The organism is Commensalibacter sp. ESL0382, from assembly GCF_009725775.1.
Taxonomy (GTDB): Bacteria; Pseudomonadota; Alphaproteobacteria; order Acetobacterales; family Acetobacteraceae; genus Commensalibacter; species Commensalibacter melissae.
The window spans coordinates 39,429-57,857 of sequence record NZ_WNII01000004.1 but is presented as its reverse complement, the minus strand read 5'-3'; the positions used below and the strand labels follow the sequence as shown (position 1 = coordinate 57,857).

The 18,429-nt window shown below is 38.4% G+C and carries 13 protein-coding genes and 2 tRNA genes; 2 read left to right on the top strand and 13 right to left on the bottom strand.

Annotated features, from left to right (window positions below):
- Positions 1-1,392: 1,392 nt before the first annotated feature.
- Both GM552_RS00990 and GM552_RS00985 read right to left on the bottom strand, forming a co-directional pair.
- On the bottom strand, positions 1,393-2,460 hold the full coding sequence (locus GM552_RS00990) for an acyltransferase (RefSeq protein WP_155564891.1): 1,068 nt from the start codon (positions 2,458-2,460) through the stop codon (positions 1,393-1,395).
- A 93-nt stretch (positions 2,461-2,553) separates the two neighbouring features.
- Positions 2,554-4,140, bottom strand: a complete 1,587-nt coding sequence (locus GM552_RS00985) for an efflux transporter outer membrane subunit (protein WP_230882718.1) — start codon at positions 4,138-4,140, stop codon at positions 2,554-2,556.
- Positions 4,141-4,357: 217 nt separating this feature from the next.
- Between GM552_RS00985 and GM552_RS00980 the strand changes: the two genes are divergently transcribed.
- Positions 4,358-4,432, top strand: a tRNA-Thr gene (locus tag GM552_RS00980).
- Positions 4,433-4,723: 291 nt separating this feature from the next.
- On the opposite strand, the gene GM552_RS00975 is transcribed toward GM552_RS00980, so the two are convergent.
- From GM552_RS00975 to GM552_RS00935, 9 genes are all read right to left on the bottom strand, one after another.
- Positions 4,724-4,798, bottom strand: a tRNA-Met gene (locus GM552_RS00975).
- Between the two features lie 82 nt (positions 4,799-4,880).
- Positions 4,881-5,399 (bottom strand): DUF4167 domain-containing protein, encoded by a 519-nt coding sequence (locus GM552_RS00970; RefSeq protein WP_110439539.1) that lies wholly within the window; start codon positions 5,397-5,399, stop codon positions 4,881-4,883.
- 205 nt (positions 5,400-5,604) lie between these two features.
- Positions 5,605-6,468 carry a peptide chain release factor N(5)-glutamine methyltransferase gene (gene prmC / locus GM552_RS00965; protein WP_155564890.1) on the bottom strand — a complete coding sequence of 288 codons (864 nt, stop codon included), beginning with the start codon at positions 6,466-6,468 and terminating at the stop codon, positions 5,605-5,607.
- A 110-nt stretch (positions 6,469-6,578) separates the two neighbouring features.
- Entirely contained in the window at positions 6,579-7,661 is a 1,083-nt protein-coding gene (prfA, locus tag GM552_RS00960; RefSeq protein ID WP_155564889.1) for a peptide chain release factor 1, read from the bottom strand.
- Positions 7,662-7,664: 3 nt separating this feature from the next.
- Entirely contained in the window at positions 7,665-8,915 is a 1,251-nt protein-coding gene (hisS, locus tag GM552_RS00955; protein WP_370533574.1) for a histidine--tRNA ligase, read from the bottom strand.
- A gap of 36 nt (positions 8,916-8,951) precedes the next feature.
- The gene (gene ispG, locus GM552_RS00950) at positions 8,952-10,076 is read right to left on the bottom strand and encodes a flavodoxin-dependent (E)-4-hydroxy-3-methylbut-2-enyl-diphosphate synthase (protein WP_110439535.1); all 1,125 of its coding nucleotides are present in this window, start codon (positions 10,074-10,076) and stop codon (positions 8,952-8,954) included.
- A 144-nt stretch (positions 10,077-10,220) separates the two neighbouring features.
- Positions 10,221-11,420: a helix-turn-helix domain-containing protein gene (locus GM552_RS00945; RefSeq protein WP_196424820.1), complete on the bottom strand. Its 1,200-nt coding sequence runs from the start codon at positions 11,418-11,420 to the stop codon at positions 10,221-10,223.
- A 27-nt stretch (positions 11,421-11,447) separates the two neighbouring features.
- Positions 11,448-12,512, bottom strand: coding sequence for a nitronate monooxygenase family protein (locus GM552_RS00940; RefSeq protein WP_110439533.1), 1,065 nt, complete (start codon positions 12,510-12,512; stop codon positions 11,448-11,450).
- The gene (locus GM552_RS00935) at positions 12,505-13,764 is read right to left on the bottom strand and encodes an aspartate kinase (protein ID WP_155564887.1); all 1,260 of its coding nucleotides are present in this window, start codon (positions 13,762-13,764) and stop codon (positions 12,505-12,507) included. The genes GM552_RS00940 and GM552_RS00935 overlap by 8 nt, the downstream gene beginning before the upstream one ends.
- Before the next feature lie 158 nt (positions 13,765-13,922).
- Between GM552_RS00935 and ubiG the strand changes: the two genes are divergently transcribed.
- A complete protein-coding gene (ubiG, locus tag GM552_RS00930; RefSeq protein ID WP_155564886.1) occupies positions 13,923-14,675 on the top strand; it encodes a bifunctional 2-polyprenyl-6-hydroxyphenol methylase/3-demethylubiquinol 3-O-methyltransferase UbiG in 753 nt (250 codons plus the stop codon).
- 142 nt (positions 14,676-14,817) lie between these two features.
- Here ubiG and GM552_RS00925 read toward each other — a convergent pair whose 3' ends face one another.
- Together GM552_RS00925 and GM552_RS00920 are read right to left on the bottom strand one after the other, a co-directional pair.
- Positions 14,818-16,110, bottom strand: a complete 1,293-nt coding sequence (locus tag GM552_RS00925) for an autotransporter strand-loop-strand O-heptosyltransferase (protein WP_370533575.1) — start codon at positions 16,108-16,110, stop codon at positions 14,818-14,820.
- Positions 16,111-16,340: 230 nt separating this feature from the next.
- Positions 16,341-18,386, bottom strand: a complete 2,046-nt coding sequence (locus tag GM552_RS00920) for an AMP-binding protein (RefSeq protein ID WP_155564884.1) — start codon at positions 18,384-18,386, stop codon at positions 16,341-16,343.
- Positions 18,387-18,429 lie beyond the last annotated feature (43 nt).

Below are 18,429 nucleotides of genomic sequence, written 5' to 3'. Positions count from 1 at the left end.
TCTAAGGCTCCTAAAAACCCTAAACATCATAGCGCCACAAAAAACACTACAACCAATACGCCACCAGCATATCCCCTTCTCATCCTATACAATTGTCAATGAACAAAACCGTAAAACACATCAAAAATGAGCCCTACAATCTAATCCCCACAAAGCAACCAGTCAAGAACTTTCCAGCTCGTCGCTCCGTGAATGTCCTTCTACAGAAATCTCTCATGCCAGTCAACCGATTTCTCTCAAAATTATCCAAAAAAATCTCGCCAATAACAAAAATAATAGGTTATCAATACCTTACACCTTAAATAACCATAACCCAGCCAACAAAACATCCAAATCTCCGATTCCGCAAAAAAACAGAATCCCAATCACAATAAATAAGGTATCCCGTCCATAATCAGCAGAACAGGATACCTTACCAAATATCGGATTCACCCCTGAAAAGAAGTGTCACAAAGCTAAGTTAAATAAAAAATATTAAAATTTAATAAGAAAGAAAAAATTAAGAAAGGTATCAATAGCGATTCACAACTTAAAGACAAGAAACATCCCACCTTCTCGATGCAAACCTTATATGGTGGCAACCAGCACAATTTCAATAACTTAACCAAAATTAATCATTCGCTATATCAACCTCATCAACAGTAAAATAAAAAATGTTTCCAATAGCATCTGGTTTTATCTAAATTAGACTTGATATTTTTTGTACTGATTTAAGATTGGAATTATTATTACATATTCTGATATTTTATTGATCTATATCACTCAATTACAAATTCAAACCACCACCCAAGTATATTCATCTGATCATAAAATGTTTGTTCAATTTCATTTTCAAAAAATTAAAAATAATATTCAAGGAATTACTGTCTAATAACCTAATTTCAAATTTATTTGAAAAATATAATAGGGTAATAAATAAATAGAAAAAATATCCTCTTGTTAAGAAATATAAAATATAGTTTATAAAAATATAGTTAATTTTATTAAAATTTTATTTTCAAAACGTAATTTTGACTATATAATAACAATATGTCTGACAAACTGGGACTTTATTAGGACAATTCTGAAATGACTAAGGTAAACCCGTATCCATAATATTAACTTTTACACTAATGATTACGAATAAAAACCCTATTCAGAAATCTAATTTTCTCCATTTTCTGTATGTCGAAAAAGTAAAAGTGTTAGTTTGTTAGATATTTTATTTTTACTTTATTGTTTTAAGGAGACCGTATAACAACATTAATCATTTTTTAAATTTACTTTATTTTGTTATATTAGTAAAATAATTGAATTTCAGTTTAAAAGGATTAATGCTTCTGCCATGTTAATCCTTTTTTTTTAACCTTATTAATTGCATAATGTTCAATGATAATACCCAAATATTCTATTTTATAACCATTTTCTAACAATTCGATTTGATAAATGAATAAACGGACGTTCAATCCAGTTATAACTGTAAAAGCTTACAATTAAGACAAGTATTAATTCTACAGCAATCTGCAAGAAAGGATGAGTAGCGTTAGAAAAAAATCGTAACTGATAAAATGTGATAAAAATATAAAGGATAGGACAATGCCACAAATAAATGGAATATGACACATCACCTAGTTTTTTTAATAAATTCGCAATTTGGATATGATTGCTCATTTCAAGTCCTATACATCCATATAAAATCAGAGCTGGTGATAATCCATTATAAAATAAATTGGCCCATTCATTAAAATGTAATCCATATAATTTCTTATAAGTGAATATAAAACCTGTACCACCGATCAATATACCTAAACACAAAGCAATATACTTATCCATTACAGTATGTTTTTTTATTTTAAAAAAAATATAAGCAACGCATAACCCGAAAAAAAAGTTGAAAATCTGGTTATCTCCGAGAAAAAATGGAACATGATGAATCCAATGTTCCACATAAGCATATAAAATGATCAAATGTAAAATTGCCCAGATTATAAAAAAAGGAAGCAATGATTTTCTGGGAAACAAACAAATAAAACAGAACATTACAAGATAAAAATACTGTTCGAAGGGTAATGTCCATGCAGCGTTCTGTAATGGCATATCAGTAGTTAAAAGGAAAAAATGTGAAATATTTTCTATTTTATGCAAACCAGCTGTTTTAATACCATTGCAGTGAAAAAGAATGATAATGAAAATCATGGTAATCCAAAATAACGGATAAATCCGAAAAATTCTTTTAATTAAAAATTCCAATCCTTCCTTAAATGATGCTTTTTCATGGTTTTCAAGAACGTTCAACGCAATGACAAAACCACTTATAACAAAAAATAGATCCACCCCATATCGCACGAAAGGTCCAGAAAACGTATATATCGTTGCGAATATGGGTTTAACTTCTATTTTAATCGATAAAAAATGCGCCCAACAAACTGATAAAGCGGCAAGCCCTCTTAACATTTGAAGGGTATAAAATTTCCTTGGCAATAATACGGCTCCAAAATATAAATTATTTATAAGGAAATAAATAATTTGACCGTAATGATCAACTATTCTGATTATGCGCTAGCAATTTTATAATCAACTTTTCTTTTGAAGCGATTCAGTATGTTCGGGAAAGGTTGTTTCCCATCCTCCACCAAGTGCTTTATACAGTTGTACTAAATTGGTTGAAATACGTGTTGTACTTTTTACCAAATCATCCTGAGATTGCAATAGTCGACGTTCTGCATCCAGAACATTGATAAAGGTTTGCAACCCCTCACGATATTGTTCCTGTGCCAAAAAAACAGATTGCTGGTTTGAATTGACAGTTTCCCTTAATTTATCATTTCTTAACTGTTCGGCTTGATAAGCAGACAGAGCGTTATCAACCTCCTGCCAAGCACGCAAAACAGTTTTACGATAAGCAAGAGCCGCTTCTTTCTGCTGCGCCTTTTTTAATTGTAATTGACCCTTTAATTTCCCCCCTTCAAAAATGGGAATTGATATTGTCGGTCCAATATTCCATGCCCGTGCTGACCAAAATCCCAAATCCTTGATCGATAAAGATTGAAAGCCCATTTTTGCATCCACGGTTACTTTTGGATAAAAATCCCCTTCTGCCACACCAACCTCTGCAGTTGCAACATGTAAGGCGGCTTCAGCCTCTCTTACATCTGGACGACGTTGCAGCAATTCAGAGGGCAAACCAACAGGAATCTGCGGGGGAACTGGAGGAATTGGTTTTTGTTGTGACAAAGTTTGATCCAAGGCGCGGGGTGGTTCCCCCATTAACAATGCAAGGGCATTCATATAATTAATGACCTGCTCTTCCAATTGTGGGATCTGTGCATTTGTCTGTTCCAGTTGAGCACGGGCATCGTGAACATCCAATTCTGTTACCAATCCCCCCGTATAACGTTTTTGAGCTAAATCAAGTGAATCCTGAGCAATTTTCGCATTTTTTCGAACAATATCCAGTTGTGTCTGCAATCCACGTAGAGTTATATAATCATTGGCAACTTCAGCCAACTGGAGGGTTAAAATATCTCGTCGCTCCTCTTCGGAAACTTGCCATAAAGCTTTACCAGCCTCGTACTGACGACGAACACGCCCCCAAATATCAGCTTCCCAACTTGAATCCAGAGCATCAGCCCATTCATTAAAAGTGGGAATATCAATATCCTTGGGGTCAACGATTTTACCTAACTCAGGTTTCTGATTCTCGACACGGTTAATAATTCGACGTGCCATTTTACTACTATGTTGTGCTCGGCTGTAACTGCCCATTGCATTCAAGGTGGGAAAACGTGCCGATCCTGTTATGATTAACTGGGCACGACTGGCAATCATTCGCTGTGTAGCCATTTGAATATCAAGGTTATTTACGATAGTGCGACGTTCCAGATCAGATAATATCGGATCATGAAAACATTCCCACCAATTCGGATCCAGTTTATTCTTACTGATTTGACTTGTAACATTACCGTGGATTGAATTATGGTTTGGATACCATTTTGAAGGGTACCAAGGTGTCTGTTTTTTAAAATCAGGTCCAACCGCACAACTGGTCAATGCAATACTCAAAAAGGAAAGTGATAAAAAACAAAAGCTATATTTCATAGTTACAACCTGATATCCTATTTTAATATACAGCATTAAACGGGCGTTTTCATTTCGAACCATGATGGTTCTTTAATACTATTTAAGATACGCTTTGATGAATTTACATAGAAGACAAAAATAATATTAATCGAACTGAATCTTGGATTTGATGTAAATATTTCATCTAACTTTTGAACAATTTATCCTTGATTTGCAAGCCATATAAAAAATATGCAAAAAGATAAATTTTTTTGTTGCATCATTTTGAATGAAAAGCTACTAAATAAAGCAAATCGAAGCTGCTGTAGCTCAGTGGTAGAGCACTCCCTTGGTAAGGGAGAGGTCGCGAGTTCAATCCTCGCCAGCAGCACCATTTCTGATTATGTATGACAATTTAATATATCACATCTAATCTCGTTAAATTATTAAAAAATTTTTACAAGATCGTTCTGTTTTTCCATTCCCAACAAAATATATTTTCATATTCAATGACTCTGATCATTTCAACAATAATCATACCATCAGTCTGATCATAATAAAATTACAATCAAATCACAAAATACCAACTTAAAGACAAAATTAAAAATAAGTTGTTAAGAATTATTCGATTTTAAGGATTTTGAATTTTAACAACCATCTGTAGATTTAAACCAAATTTTAAAGATGGTAGCGACGGGCGGATTTGAACCACCGACCAAGGGATTATGATTCCCCTGCTCTACCACTGAGCTACGCCGCCTTATCAATCATTGAAAGACGAGTTTAATTACCCTTATTTAAATGACAAAGTCAAGTATTTTTCACTCATCTTCTATAATATTTTAACTATTTTCTTCCGAAAGCTTTTTTTTTCCTGCTGACAGCGCTCTAGGAGGCCTTCCTCTACGGGGCACACGAACCGGTGCGGGCTGTTCAGCCTCTATCTCCTGAACAACAGGAGTTTCATTTGCAGTTTCATCAATCTTAATTTCGACAGCCTCGGTTGTTTCCGGTTCATCCTCTATCATTTTTACAGGCTCTGTATTATTTGCCGTTTCCTGAAAATTATTGGGACGATGTCTTTGTTGATTAGACTGGTTAATCATATTAACAATACGAGAATAATGTTCTGCATACTGAAAAAAACTTTCAGCATTGACCCGATCCCCTGAACTTATGGCATCCCGTCCCTGTTGAAGATATTTTTCATGTAATTGTTGAGCAGTTCCACGAATACGTCCATTAGGACCGTTACTTTCAAACACATGATTTCGATTAAAAGAAACCTGTCCGTTTTGATGCCGTGCCCCCCCGTTATTGCCTGACCGGTAATAACGACCTCGCATACGTTTTGTATTCATAAGTTATTGTTATACTTTCCTATTAGTAAATATGAAACTAAGGTTACATTTTGATTGGTTGATAGATAATGATTAATATGAAACAAGTAAACTAAATGAAATAAATAAATTGCAATTTAATACTATAATTTATACAGCTATTAATCATTATATTGAGTTAGTAGCTTCTCTTACTATAATTAAAATAAAATTATATGATAAGCTTTTACAATTTTATATTAGAAAAAACAAGGGCTCTTGTATAACCATTTAAATCCTGTTGTTTTTGCACAACATGCAGCCCTACATCCCTTCCAATCTCTGTAACATGCTCTTCCTGTTCAATTCCTAGTTCTAAAATCAAAACTCCCTGTTCCGTTAATAAATCCGCGGCTTGATAACAGATTAAACGATATGCATCAAGGCCGTCCCTTCCCCCATCCAAAGCTGACATGGGTTCATAGTTTTTGACCTCTGGCATTAAATTTAATAATTCATGTTCACGAATGTAAGGTGGATTGGATAAAATAATATCAAATTCCCCCTTTAAGGCATTACCCCAATAACCCGTATAAAATATAGATCGGTCCGCCAATTTGCATTTTTCCGCATTTTTCCTTGCCAATCTAACAGCCTGTTCTTTATAATCGACCCCAATTCCAAAACTTTTCGTATATTCAGACAAGGCGGCAAGCAACAGGCAACCTGTGCCGGTACCCAGATCCAGAAAATTATAACGAGTTTGGCGTTTCGGGAATAATTTCAACAAAACCTCGATCAAAGTCTCGCTATCAGCGCGAGGAATTAAAGTGGCTTCTGACACTTCCAAATTTAACGACCAAAATCCTTTTTCCCTCACAATATAAGCGAAAGGTTCATGCTGACTTCGTCTATAAAAATATGAACGAATTAGGACAGGATCGATCAATTCTGTTTTATCCATCAAGAATAATTCGGTTCTGCTTTTTTTTAACGCCGCAGCTATTAATAACATTGCCTCTCGTCGCGGTGCTTCAATTCCTGCCTTTTGAAAAAGCATCTCGCCTTCCTGAATTAATGAGGCCAACGGTATTTGTACACTATTATCCATGTAATCCAGTAAAAATCAATTTATCCAAATATAAAAACAACTAATGCTTTTAAACGATAATATAACTAAGGCATTAGACAGAAATAAAAGGCAAAAACAGAATTTTTTTCCTAGGTATTCTCTTCAGAAGCCAATAGTCGGGATTGTTCTTCCTGGATTAAATAATCGATAATCTCATCAAATTCCCCCAACATAACACGATCAATCTTATGCAACGTCAAATTTACCCGATGATCGGTAACACGTCCTTGTGGAAAGTTATATGTACGAATACGTTCAGAACGATCTCCTGTCCCCACCTGAGAACGACGGTCTGCCGCACGATTTTCATGAGCGGCCAACCGCTGTTGTTCATATAAACGTGCACGCAGGATCTTCATGGCTTTCGCCTTATTTTTGTGCTGACTTTTTTCCTCCTGCATCGCCACGACCACACCTGTCGGAATATGAGTGATCCGCACCGCACTTTCCGTTTTGTTAACATGCTGTCCACCAGCCCCAGAAGCACGATAGACATCAATCCGCAGATCACTTTCATCAATTGTGACATCCACTTCCTCTGCCTCAGGCAATACTGCAACGGTTACTGTTGAAGTATGAACACGCCCCTGACTTTCGGTAGCTGGAACACGTTGCACGCGATGAACACCCGATTCATATTTCAAACGTGCAAAAACTCCCGTGCCCGTGATTGAAGCAATCCCTTCTTTAAGACCGCCCAATCCAGTATCACCATATTCCAGAATTTCAAAGCGCCAGCCTCGAGATTCCGCGTAACGTTGATAAGCGGAAAAAAGTTCTGCCGCAAACAGACCCGCCTCATCACCCCCAGCCGCTGGACGTAGCTCTAAAATTGCACTTCGTTCATCAGCCTTGTCCTTTGGTAACATTGCCAAACGAATCTTATGTCTTATTTCCGGAAGTTTTTCATGCAACCCCTGTAACTCGGCCTGCGCCAAATCTTTCATTTCAGGATCATCAAGCATTTCCTGAACAGCCTGATAATCCTTTTCTGCCGTCCTTAAAGATTCAATCAAGGCTACAAGCGGATTCAATTCAGCATATTCACGTGAAGCCTCAATAAATTCATCCCCGGATATCTCAGTGGATAACAAGTGTTGTAATTCTTCTGACCGAGCTATGATTTTATCCAGACGATCATTAAAACTTGCAGAAAATTCTTCAGAAGACATAAATTATTTCGCCAATTTCAAAATAAGCTGAGAAACCAAATCATGCAAGGCAACCTCGACTTGTTCACCAGAATTCAAATCTTTCAACTGAACAACTTGTTTGGTCGCCTCATCCTCACCAATAAGCAATGCAATAGACGCTTTCCTTTTATTAGCCCACTCCATTTGTTTACGGAAATTCCCTTTATAGGTCATTTCAGCGGCAATTTTATGAGTTCGCAATAGCTGTAAAACCGTAAATGCCATTTCATGAACCGCATCAGAAAATACAATGATCGCTACAGATTTAGGTTGGACGGGTATCGAATTCAATAAAAGAGCCAATCTTTCAACCCCAGCCGCCCATCCAATAGCAGGAACAGAAGGTCCACCCATTTCTGCAACCAGCCCCTCATATCGTCCGCCCGCCAGAACGGTACCCTGTGATCCAAGCTTTGTCGTTACAAATTCAAAAACCGTATGACTATAATAATCCAATCCACGAACAATATAATGATTTTCTCTAAATGGAATTTTAAACTGATCCAGTGCTTTTCGTAACCTATCCCAGAATTCCAGTGCTGTCGGAGTCATATAATCTTTCATTAACGGAGCATGATCCAATAACGCTCTATCCTGTGCCGCCTTACTGTCCAAAATACGCAAGGGATTTTTCTCCAACCGATTTTGACTATCTTCTGATAATTCAGATTTAACAGTTTTGAAATAGGCAATTAAAGCTTCTCGCCATGCTTGACGGCTGATCAGATCCCCCAGCGTGTTCAATTCAAGAACAACATTATCTGAAATACCTAGGGCATTAAGAATATGCTGCCCCATTGCAATCATTTCCGCATCTGCAAAAGGGGTTGCCGTACCCAGCAATTCTGCACCAATCTGATAAAACTGCCGATAACGGCCTTTTTGAGGACGCTCATAACGAAACATTGGGCCGGCATAAAAAACCTTTTGAGGAAGGGTTTGGGTCAAAGCATTTGTAACCAAGGCACGGCAAATTCCAGCTGTTCCTTCGGGACGCAGGGTGAGAGAATCCCCACCACGATCCTGGAATGTATACATTTCCTTGGAAACAATATCCGACGTATCCCCTAAAGAGCGCGTAAAAACACCTGTTTCTTCAAAAACCGGTGTTATCCATTCTTCAAACCCATATAATGAAGTAATATTTTTTGCGGTTTGCATGACATATTGATGATTTTTTGCCTCGTCACCAATCAAATCATGGGTTCCACGAACGGGTTTAACCACACTCACTTTAAACTATCCTATATTTGAAATTATATTTTAAAATTAATTCTTTTCTTTTTTTTGAGCAGTTTTTTCCGCTTCAATCTGTGCGGCTTTTTGTTCAACCAATTGCACAATATGGTTAATCATTTCTTCAGCAGGAATCGTATGATCCTGCTTTCCACCAACATAGACCATATGACGTCCTGATCCACCCCCGGTAACACCCACATCCGTCATGGTGGCTTCACCTGGACCATTAACAACGCAACCAATGACAGAAAGCGTAATTGGCGTTTCAATATGAGCCAAACGTTCTTCCAATGTTGCAACCGTTGGAATGACCTTAAAACCTTGACGCGCACAGGAAGGACAGGAAACAACCCTTACCCCCCGATGACGCAAACCAAGCGTTTTCAGTATATCCCAGCCTACAACGACTTCCTCTTCAGGTTCAGCCGACAAGGAAACGCGCATTGTATCCCCAATACCTGCCCATAAAAGTGAACCTAATCCAATGGAGGATTTTACAGTCCCCGCTCTTTTCCCGCCCGCTTCAGTAATACCGATATGCAATGGATAGTCACAAGCTTCAGATAATAAACGATAAGCTTCAACCGCCAAAAAAACATCTGAAGCCTTAACACTAATTTTGAATTCGCGAAAATCATTATCTTCTAGGATTTTCGCGTGCTCCATCGCACTTTCCAATAAAGCCTCAGGATTAGGCTCTCCGTATTTTTCCAAAAGATGTTTTTCAAGAGAACCCGCATTAACCCCGATACGAATTGAACAGTTATAATCTTTTGCCGCCTTAATTACATCCCGAACACGATCCGCATTACCAATATTTCCTGGATTAATCCTTAAACAAGCAGCGCCTGCCTGTGCAGCTTCAATCGCCCTCTTATAATGAAAATGAATATCCGCAACAATTGGAACTTCCACATTACGGACAATCTCTTTCAGCGCCCTGGTACTATCCTCATCAGGACAGGAAACCCGAACAATATCAACCCCCACCTTTTCAGCTTTTTTAATTTGTGCAACCGTTGCCTGTGCATCACTGGTCAGCGTATTTGTCATTGTTTGAACACTAATCGGTGCATCCCCGCCAACAGGAACAGACCCCACATTAATTTGTCGACTTTTGCGACGAATAATTTGCTGATATGGGCGTAAACTCATTAATTTTTCTCCAAGTTAATTATGGTAATGCCTTTAACCTTAAAAGAAACAATCTTAAAAGATCAATTTTACACCATCTTCTTTTAACTAACCAACCCCATTAAAATATGCAATATATAACCGCTCAAACATAAAATATTTGTCCTAACGATTATCAGATCCTTCAGTCTTTTCCTGATCATTATTTAAATTCAAGCCATTCTCATTGACCATTTTCTTCTTATTTTTTTCAGGCATTGCATCCGAATTATTATCTACAGGTTCTGTAACAATCTTTTCCAATAACTCAGGCGTTATAACAAAATGCCGTAAAACCTTTCCCCTTTCACCCAGAGGCCTTGACTGCTTCCCATTATTTTCAATAATGACAGCCCCGGCATTGCCAATGGTCATAACAACCCTTGCATGATCTGATGGAACAGTCCAGCTTTCACCTTTTTGCAATGTTTTTTGCAATAAAATACGACCCTGTTGATCCTGAACTTTTAACCAACTGGCTCCGGATGTCCTGATAATGATATTGTTATCAACTTTTTCTGTTGTCTCATTATCTTTGCTTTCAATATTTTTTACCGAATCAGGATGTTGTTGATCAACCTTACCTGATGAGTCAGATGCTTTACTGGTTTGAATAGAAGAGGGTTCCTGTGGTTTCTGTTGATTGTCTATAGATGAATTTTGTGGAGACAACTTATTTTCTTGTAAAGAATTGTTTTTATCACCCTGCGAATAATTTGCCGGTTCCGAAGCCGGTTCATTTGTTTTTTGAGACTGGGCTACCTGTGATTCAAGTTTATGGATAGCATTGGAAACATTTTGATCCGGTTTTGCATTATTTACGTTTTGAGAGGGCATAACAGATGCAATCTGTGGTGAAATTTTTTCCTGCGCCTGATCTTTACCATTTTTATCCATAATGGATGGAATAGTTTCGGCAGGAACCTTTCGATGATCAGTCATTTTGTACCAGCCAACATATCCCCCGACAATAATCAGTAAACCTGCAAAAATAATTACAGCGGCAGGAACTCCAGATTGAGGGACAGGAGCAGGAAACAGTAATTTCTGTTTATATTCTGTTCCCTGATGCTCAAAACGAAAGCGCTTGATTACCTCGTCAACATTCAGTCCCAGAAACTCTGCATAAGAACGCAAAAAACCGGATGCATAGGCTATACCGGGCAACTGATCGATCTGCCCATCCTCCAGAGCCTTTAAAAAAACCAACCGGATTCTCAGCCTCTGAGAAATATCCTCCAAACTCAAGTGCAATTCTTCTCTTCTTGAACGAAGCATTTCGCCAATAGATTGTTTATTCGCATATTGTTCAGGTCCATTACTCATCTGCTTAAAACCCATTATATAGAATGTTCACATATCTGATATACGTTGTTGTCGTCTTACCAAAGCCTCAATTGCCTGTTGCATAAGTGTATGAAAGATATCGGCAACAGGTAAAATTTCCTTTACCATTCCCACGGATTGACCAGCCATAACCGAGCCATATTCCACATCACCTTCCTTTACCGCACGACGCAAAGCCCCCGCCCAAAAATGTTCAATGTCCAGTTGGGCATCCTCTTTACTTAATTCACCATTACGATATTTTTGAATTACGGCGGCTTGATGCTTCATGAACGCTTTTGTCCCTGGATTGGAAAGACCACGCACGGGAATAACTGGAAAACTATCATCCAATTGTACTGAAGCGACTGCATCCCGTGCCGAAGCGTGAATAAACGCTTTTTTAAACCTCTCGTGGGCTTGACTTTCTACCGCTGCAGCAAACATCGTGCCCAACTGTGCGCCAGAGGCACCCAATTCAAGAAATGAAACAATGGCATCGCCACGACCCAGTCCACCCGCAACAAAAACAGGTATTTCACGGATAACAGGTAAAATTTCTTGAGCAAGTACAGTCAAAGAAACAGGACCTATATGTCCCCCTGCTTCTGCCCCTTCTATCACCAGTGCATCAACACCCATTTTAAGCAACCGTTTTGCCAAAATCAAGGCTGGAGCAAACGCAATAACCCTAGCTCCCCCATCCTTAATTTGCCTGATTGCTGTACTCGAAGGAATACCCCCTGCCAACACAATATAATGAACCTTTAGACGCAGACAGACATCAATCAATTCAGACAATTTGGGATGCATCGTAATCAGATTTACCCCAAAAGGCTTTTTTGTCAGTGCCTGAGTGGCCTCAATTTCGACAGCTAGCATTTCGGGTTCCATTGCTCCACATGCAATCACGCCAAAACCCCCGGCATTGGAAATGGCTGAAACCAGATGATGCTCACTGACCCAGGACATAGCTCCGCCAAGAATGGCAACCTCACTTCCCAAAAAATCAGTGCCACGTTTCCACAGACGCTTCAATTCCCTTTTTGCTTGATCATATGAAACTAAATCCATATTCATTTTATCAGTCATTCATTTGATCCAATCCATAAGCTGTATGTAAAGCACGTACAGCCAATTCCACATACTCCGCAGCAACAATAACAGAAACCTTAATTTCACTTGTGGAAATCACTTGAACATTTATAGAACGTTCCGCCAATGTTTTAAACATAATATTTGCGACACCAGTATGAGAACGCATCCCAATTCCAACCACACTGATTTTTACAACATCCTCATCGGTCAGCAATTGTGAGAATTTAATTGTATCTTTTGCCTGTTCCAAAAGCTGTTGAACCTGTAACAAATCCGTTTTAGGCACTGTAAATGTCATATCTGTGGTTTGATTTGTCCCGCTACTCTGCACGATCATATCAACATTGATATTGGCCTCTGCCAAGGGCCTGAAAATAGAAGATGCCACTCCAGGAAAGTCGGGAATACCTTTTACAACCACCTTTGCTTCATTCAAGGAATAAGCGATTCCTGTTACTTGTTCTTTTTCCACAATTTCATCCTCACTAACAACTAAAGAACCTGGCAAAGACCCCTCCTTTGACGGGTCATGATCTTCAAAACTTGAAAGAACCTGAACACGCACCTGTTCCTTCATGGCCAATTCTACACTTCTGGTTTGCAAGACCTTTGCACCGACAGAGGCTAATTCCAACATCTCTTCATATGCGATTGCCTTTATTCGTTTTGCCTTTTTTACTATTCTGGGATCAGTTGTGTAAATTCCATCTACATCCGTGTAAATATCACATCTTGTAGCATTCAAGCTTGCAGCCAACGCAACCGCCGAAGTATCGGATCCACCCCGTCCCAAAGTTGATATACGCTTATTTTCATCTATTCCCTGAAATCCGGCAATAACAGGCACAACTCCAGCCTGCATGCATTCTATCAGGGCTGCTGATTCAATCTGTTTAATTCTGGCCCTACCATGCGCATCATCTGTAATTATGGGAATTTGCCAACCTGACCATGAACGTGCTTTAATCCCCATTGTTTGCAAAGCAATAGCCAAAAGCCCGCTGGTTACCTGTTCACCTGTCGCTACAATTGAATCATATTCGCAGGGATCATATAGGGGATTGAGGGTTTGACAATATTCAACCAGCTGGTTTGTGACCCCTGACATAGCTGACACAACCACGGCTACTTCACAACCTACGCCAACTTGTTTTTTGACTGTTTGAGCGACCTTACGAATCCTGTCCAAATCAGCAACCGACGTCCCACCAAACTTCATTACGATCCGGGGAATATCACAAGACATAAAAAATAAACTCCACAACTATTATTTTCAGCATTTAAATATGATATAATGAAGCATAAATCTCATTTTTCTAATATCATTCAATAATTAACTCAATTATCATTTATAAGCAAATAATTGACTTTTCTATTACTTTTCTTCCACCGAGGGTGAAATAAATGCCTATCGATACTACAGATAATGCCAACAAGCAAAATAATTCAATTATCACGAATGAAATTGATCATTTTAATCAGCTCGCAGATCAGTGGTGGGATCGAAAAGGGCCCATGAGCTCCCTTCATGACATGAATGATCTTCGTATTGAATGGATCAACCGCAACCTGAGACATAATAACCAATATTATAAATCCGGCAATATTCTGGATATCGGATGTGGAGCCGGTTTGGCCAGTGAAGCCCTGGCAAATATGGGATACAATGTATTGGGAATAGATGCCGGAAAAAAAGTTATCAAAGCCGCACAATATCATCTAGATACAACACCCTTGCTCCCTAATGGCGGCTCATTAACCTATAAGGTGGGAAGCATTGAGGAACTTGTTCACGAAAATCAACATTTTTCTGTCATTACGGCCCTAGAGCTACTTGAGCACGTTAATGATCCTCAGAACTTTATCCATAATATCTCCCGGTTGTTACAAACCAATGGTATGATTTTTGTATCAACAATCAACCGTACGTTACCGGCCTTTCTATTTGCCAAGGTAGCAGCTGAATATATTACACGCAAGTTGCCTGTCGGTACACATAACTGGAGACAATTCATCACACCTTCTGAATTGGGCAAAATGGCACATTCTGCCGGATTACGCATAAAATCTATTGCCGGAATGACTTTCTATCCAAATGGATGGAAACTGGCCCAGAATGTAAAAATCAATTATATTGCCTGCTTAACAAACTCATAATTTGTTAACTACAAAATAAATTAAAAAAAGCTTTTAGAAAAAACTAGAAGCTTTTTCTCTCACTCCACCATTATTGGATTGACTTAATAATATCCCTAAAAGAATTTTGCCCGTTGCCCTTACATCCAACTGTTATTAAACCTTACTTTTCTTTTTCATTTACTGGTTTCTGACGACAACCTGGAATGGACAAAATGGTTTTGATAACATGCTGATGAGAAATTGCCTTGGTGCATTCGAACTGTCGGGAAGTGTTGCTATGTTTCGGACAATATAGGAAATTATTATGATCAAATAAATATCGAATATCATTCCAACATCCATTACAAACATGCGTATTGAACACACGATAAGGCGTATTGAATTCAGTTAATGGATTGGTAAATCCTGAAATAACAACAACTGGAATGCCAGCACCCCATGCAAGCCAGGCAAGGCCAGAAGATAATCCGACAAAAAATTCAGCATGTTTCAACCAGCGTACTCTTTCCGTCAAAGGACGCGGACCTGTTTGATCTTCCGCACCGTTTGGAATATGATTCCAAACAAGATCCTTTCCGAAAACCCTGTCCCTATCAATACAAATTACACGATATCCAAGGCTTTTCAAAAAATCAATAACATAATGCCATCCAAAAGGATTGTTCCAGTATTTACATTGTGTCGAGGCCTGTGTAGCAATGACTACATAAGGTTCTGGAATAGGTCTTGTATCTTCACTTGCAACCAAACGAGGGGGGACCTCTTCAGGATCCACACCCAAAATATATCCTGCCGTTCGATGTAATCCTACCAACCTGAAATCACGAGGTTGCCAATTATTTTGTTCATCCTCAAAAAACAGGCCTATATAATATCCTGCATAAAATTTGTTTTCAATTTTCTGTTGAGCATAAACAGAAGCGTCAACAAATCTGATTTCCGGATAGGCTTTTTCAAACAAATCAATAAGGTTTTTTCCCAAAGCCAATGTCAGTTTACAGTCATGTTTCTTTCTAAATTTTTCTGCATAGGGCACCCAACCCAGTGAATCCCCCAAGGATCCGACCGGAAAGGCAATTAAAACTTCCTTGCCCCGAGCATTATATTCATGAACAAGAACCTCTTCTTGCTTTCCATCCTTATGAATCTTTGAAACAATGATTTTTCCATTCATATAATGATGTTTGGCAGTGGTTGCATATCCCTGATCCTGGCAGGTTTGATCCAGCAAGACAACCTCTGTATCAAGATCCATTAAACAAACGCGCCATCCCTCCCCTGCAGCTGGTTTTGGAACATATACGCGTATTCCAAAATTAAAATCGTATAAAATACCCATGGGTCCTTTTTGGGTAGGCTTAGGAGAGGCCTGTATAAATTGATTTACCAGATTTTTGGTGCTATTTGCCGGCTTTTGTTCTGTTTGATTGTTCACCTCTTCACCACCAATCATAGGTGAAAATCGTTTATCCAATGCTTGAATGGCGTCTTGGACCTGCCTGTTTTGTGATAAATTATTTATTTTGTTAATTAATTCACTTTCCTGAGTCTGCTTGTTTTCCAGAGAACTTGATAAATTGTCTTCACCTTTAACTTTTAATTTAACTCTTTCAAACCCTTCTACTCTCACCTTATCATTCTGGGTCAAGATAGTTCCCTTTCAATATAGAATTAAAATTATTTTTATAATTCAGAATTACAAATTTGCTTTGCTAATAAATGACATAAATCCGTATATGTTTGACATGCGGTCATAAAATCAGACGGGTCAATCTCAACGTGAAATTTTTCTTCAAATTTATAACGTAAGTCTAACAAAAGTTCATAATTAACCTCTTTGTTCAACAATTTGTTGCGTGTTAATTGCTTTACATTCCCCTTCCAATCTTTCGTTACATTTCCAATCCATTCTTCTACTTGATTATATGCCTCTTTAAAAGACAAAAATGCTGTAATGATCGGAACCTGATATCGAAATTCCTTAATGACAGGAAGTTTCTTCTCGCAAAAAGCCTCTCGCGTACGCGCAATCTGAATTTTGCCACTGGGTGTTTTTAAGACACCTCCCGGACGTGTCAATACAATTGTCCGAGGCCAAATCATATAAAGCTTGGTTACCTTTTCATAAATATATCCGGCAATTTCTTCATATGACTTGACGGGATTTCGTATGGTTTCCGCAAGAATGGTTATTGATGTTGGATCCTTTAAATTTTCAAGGAAGAAGGTTGTTCCATTAATTCGGATATCAGGACAGGAATTTTCCAATGTGCCACTAATATCGCCAGGATCATATTTCTTGTTGCCTAATGTTATGACGTTGCTGATCCTTCCAGCAAAGTACAATTCATTTTCATAAATGAACCCCAGATCACCGGTCCGCAAATAAAATTCCTTGGAACCAGATAATTTCGCATGAAATACATCCTTTGTTTCTTCTGGACGATTGAAATATCCTCTCGCAACACTGGGTCCAGAAACGCAAATTTCTCCGACCCGTCCATCTCGTAGAATTTGGTCGTTTTCCGGATTCACAATAACAATCTTTTGATCCTCCAAAGAATAACCACATGAAACCAAAATGCGTTGATCATTAACATCAGAAGCCTGCCTAACGAAACCTGTCATCAGGGCTTTTCGTGAAAAATTCCTGATTTTAGGGGAAACATTTGCCTTGCTGTTGGTAACGGTTAACGTTGCCTCGGCAAGACCATATCCAAAAATGAAATGCCTGGCCCTGAACCCTGCCGAGGAAAATCTCTTGCAAAATTTTTCTATTGTTTCAGCCTGAGAATTATCTGCCCCATTCACTGCTATTTGCCATGACGATAGATCTAATTTCCTGATCTCATTTTCCGTGGTTTCCCTTAAACAAAGATTATAGGCAAATGTTGGTCCGCCAGAAACCTGTATTTTATATCTGGTAATCGCCTGTAACCATCTTACCGGTTTTTCAATAAAATATTTTGGAGGCAACAGAAAAATTTTTCGTCCCAAACCTACTGGAACAATAATCCCCCCGATTAACCCCATATCATGGGCGAAAGGTAACCAACTCAATCCGTTGCATTCACTTTCAAGAATTTTTTCACTTGCTGGCTGATGCCGCACATTATACATCAAGTTACGATGCGTAATCAAAATCCCTTTCGTATTCCGTGTCGTCCCTGAACTGTACTGAATTAGAGCAACATCCTTATTATCACCCTTTTTAACTAATTTATCCCTGACATTTAATAAAACCTCCAGGGGAATCCAGACAGGATTACAATCCAGTTTCCGAAAATAATCCTTATATTCGATCAGTAAATGACGTGGACCAATAACAAAATCTGGTTGCGCATCATTTAAAACCGTTGCAAATCGTTCATCACTGCGAATAACATCAACATGAATTCCTGAAACAGGGATCATATTGGCATATATACAGCCAAAAAATGCCAAAACATAATTCAAATCATTTTCACATAAAATCAAAACCCTGTTTTTTTCCTTGCCAAAATGATGCAGTCCTGCCGCAATAACCGAAGCCTGATGATCAAGTTGAATGGCCGTCAGAGTGTCAACAGGATCACATTGGTCATTCAACAGCGTATAAATAACCATTGAGGGTGATGAGCATGCACGATGCTGCACCATATCAACAAGGGTATCGTTTCGCCAATCAACAACGTTATGTTGCTTACAAGTTCGGTCTTCCGTCTGGTCTTTCGGGATAATCAAAACCATCTTTTCTTTATCAATACCATCACTCGTATCTACACGTTCAAAT

What these genes read in the sequence shown, in the direction of transcription:
- GM552_RS00985 (WP_230882718.1), bottom strand. Translation starts at nt 4,140, where the DNA reads ATGGTTCGAAATGAAAACGCCCGTTTAATGCTGTATATTAAAATAGGA.
- GM552_RS00970 (WP_110439539.1), bottom strand. Translation starts at nt 5,399, where the DNA reads ATGAATACAAAACGTATGCGAGGTCGTTATTACCGGTCAGGCAATAAC.
- prmC (WP_155564890.1), bottom strand. Translation starts at nt 6,468, where the DNA reads ATGGATAATAGTGTACAAATACCGTTGGCCTCATTAATTCAGGAAGGC.
- prfA (WP_155564889.1), bottom strand. Translation starts at nt 7,661, where the DNA reads ATGTCTTCTGAAGAATTTTCTGCAAGTTTTAATGATCGTCTGGATAAA.
- ispG (WP_110439535.1), bottom strand. Translation starts at nt 10,076, where the DNA reads ATGAGTTTACGCCCATATCAGCAAATTATTCGTCGCAAAAGTCGACAA.
- GM552_RS00945 (WP_196424820.1), bottom strand. Translation starts at nt 11,420, where the DNA reads ATGAGTAATGGACCTGAACAATATGCGAATAAACAATCTATTGGCGAA.
- GM552_RS00940 (WP_110439533.1), bottom strand. Translation starts at nt 12,512, where the DNA reads ATGACTGATAAAATGAATATGGATTTAGTTTCATATGATCAAGCAAAA.
- GM552_RS00935 (WP_155564887.1), bottom strand. Translation starts at nt 13,764, where the DNA reads ATGTCTTGTGATATTCCCCGGATCGTAATGAAGTTTGGTGGGACGTCG.
- ubiG (WP_155564886.1), top strand. Translation starts at nt 13,923, where the DNA reads ATGCCTATCGATACTACAGATAATGCCAACAAGCAAAATAATTCAATT.
- GM552_RS00925 (WP_370533575.1), bottom strand. Translation starts at nt 16,110, where the DNA reads ATGATTGGTGGTGAAGAGGTGAACAATCAAACAGAACAAAAGCCGGCA.
- GM552_RS00920 (WP_155564884.1), bottom strand. Translation starts at nt 18,386, where the DNA reads ATGGTTTTGATTATCCCGAAAGACCAGACGGAAGACCGAACTTGTAAG.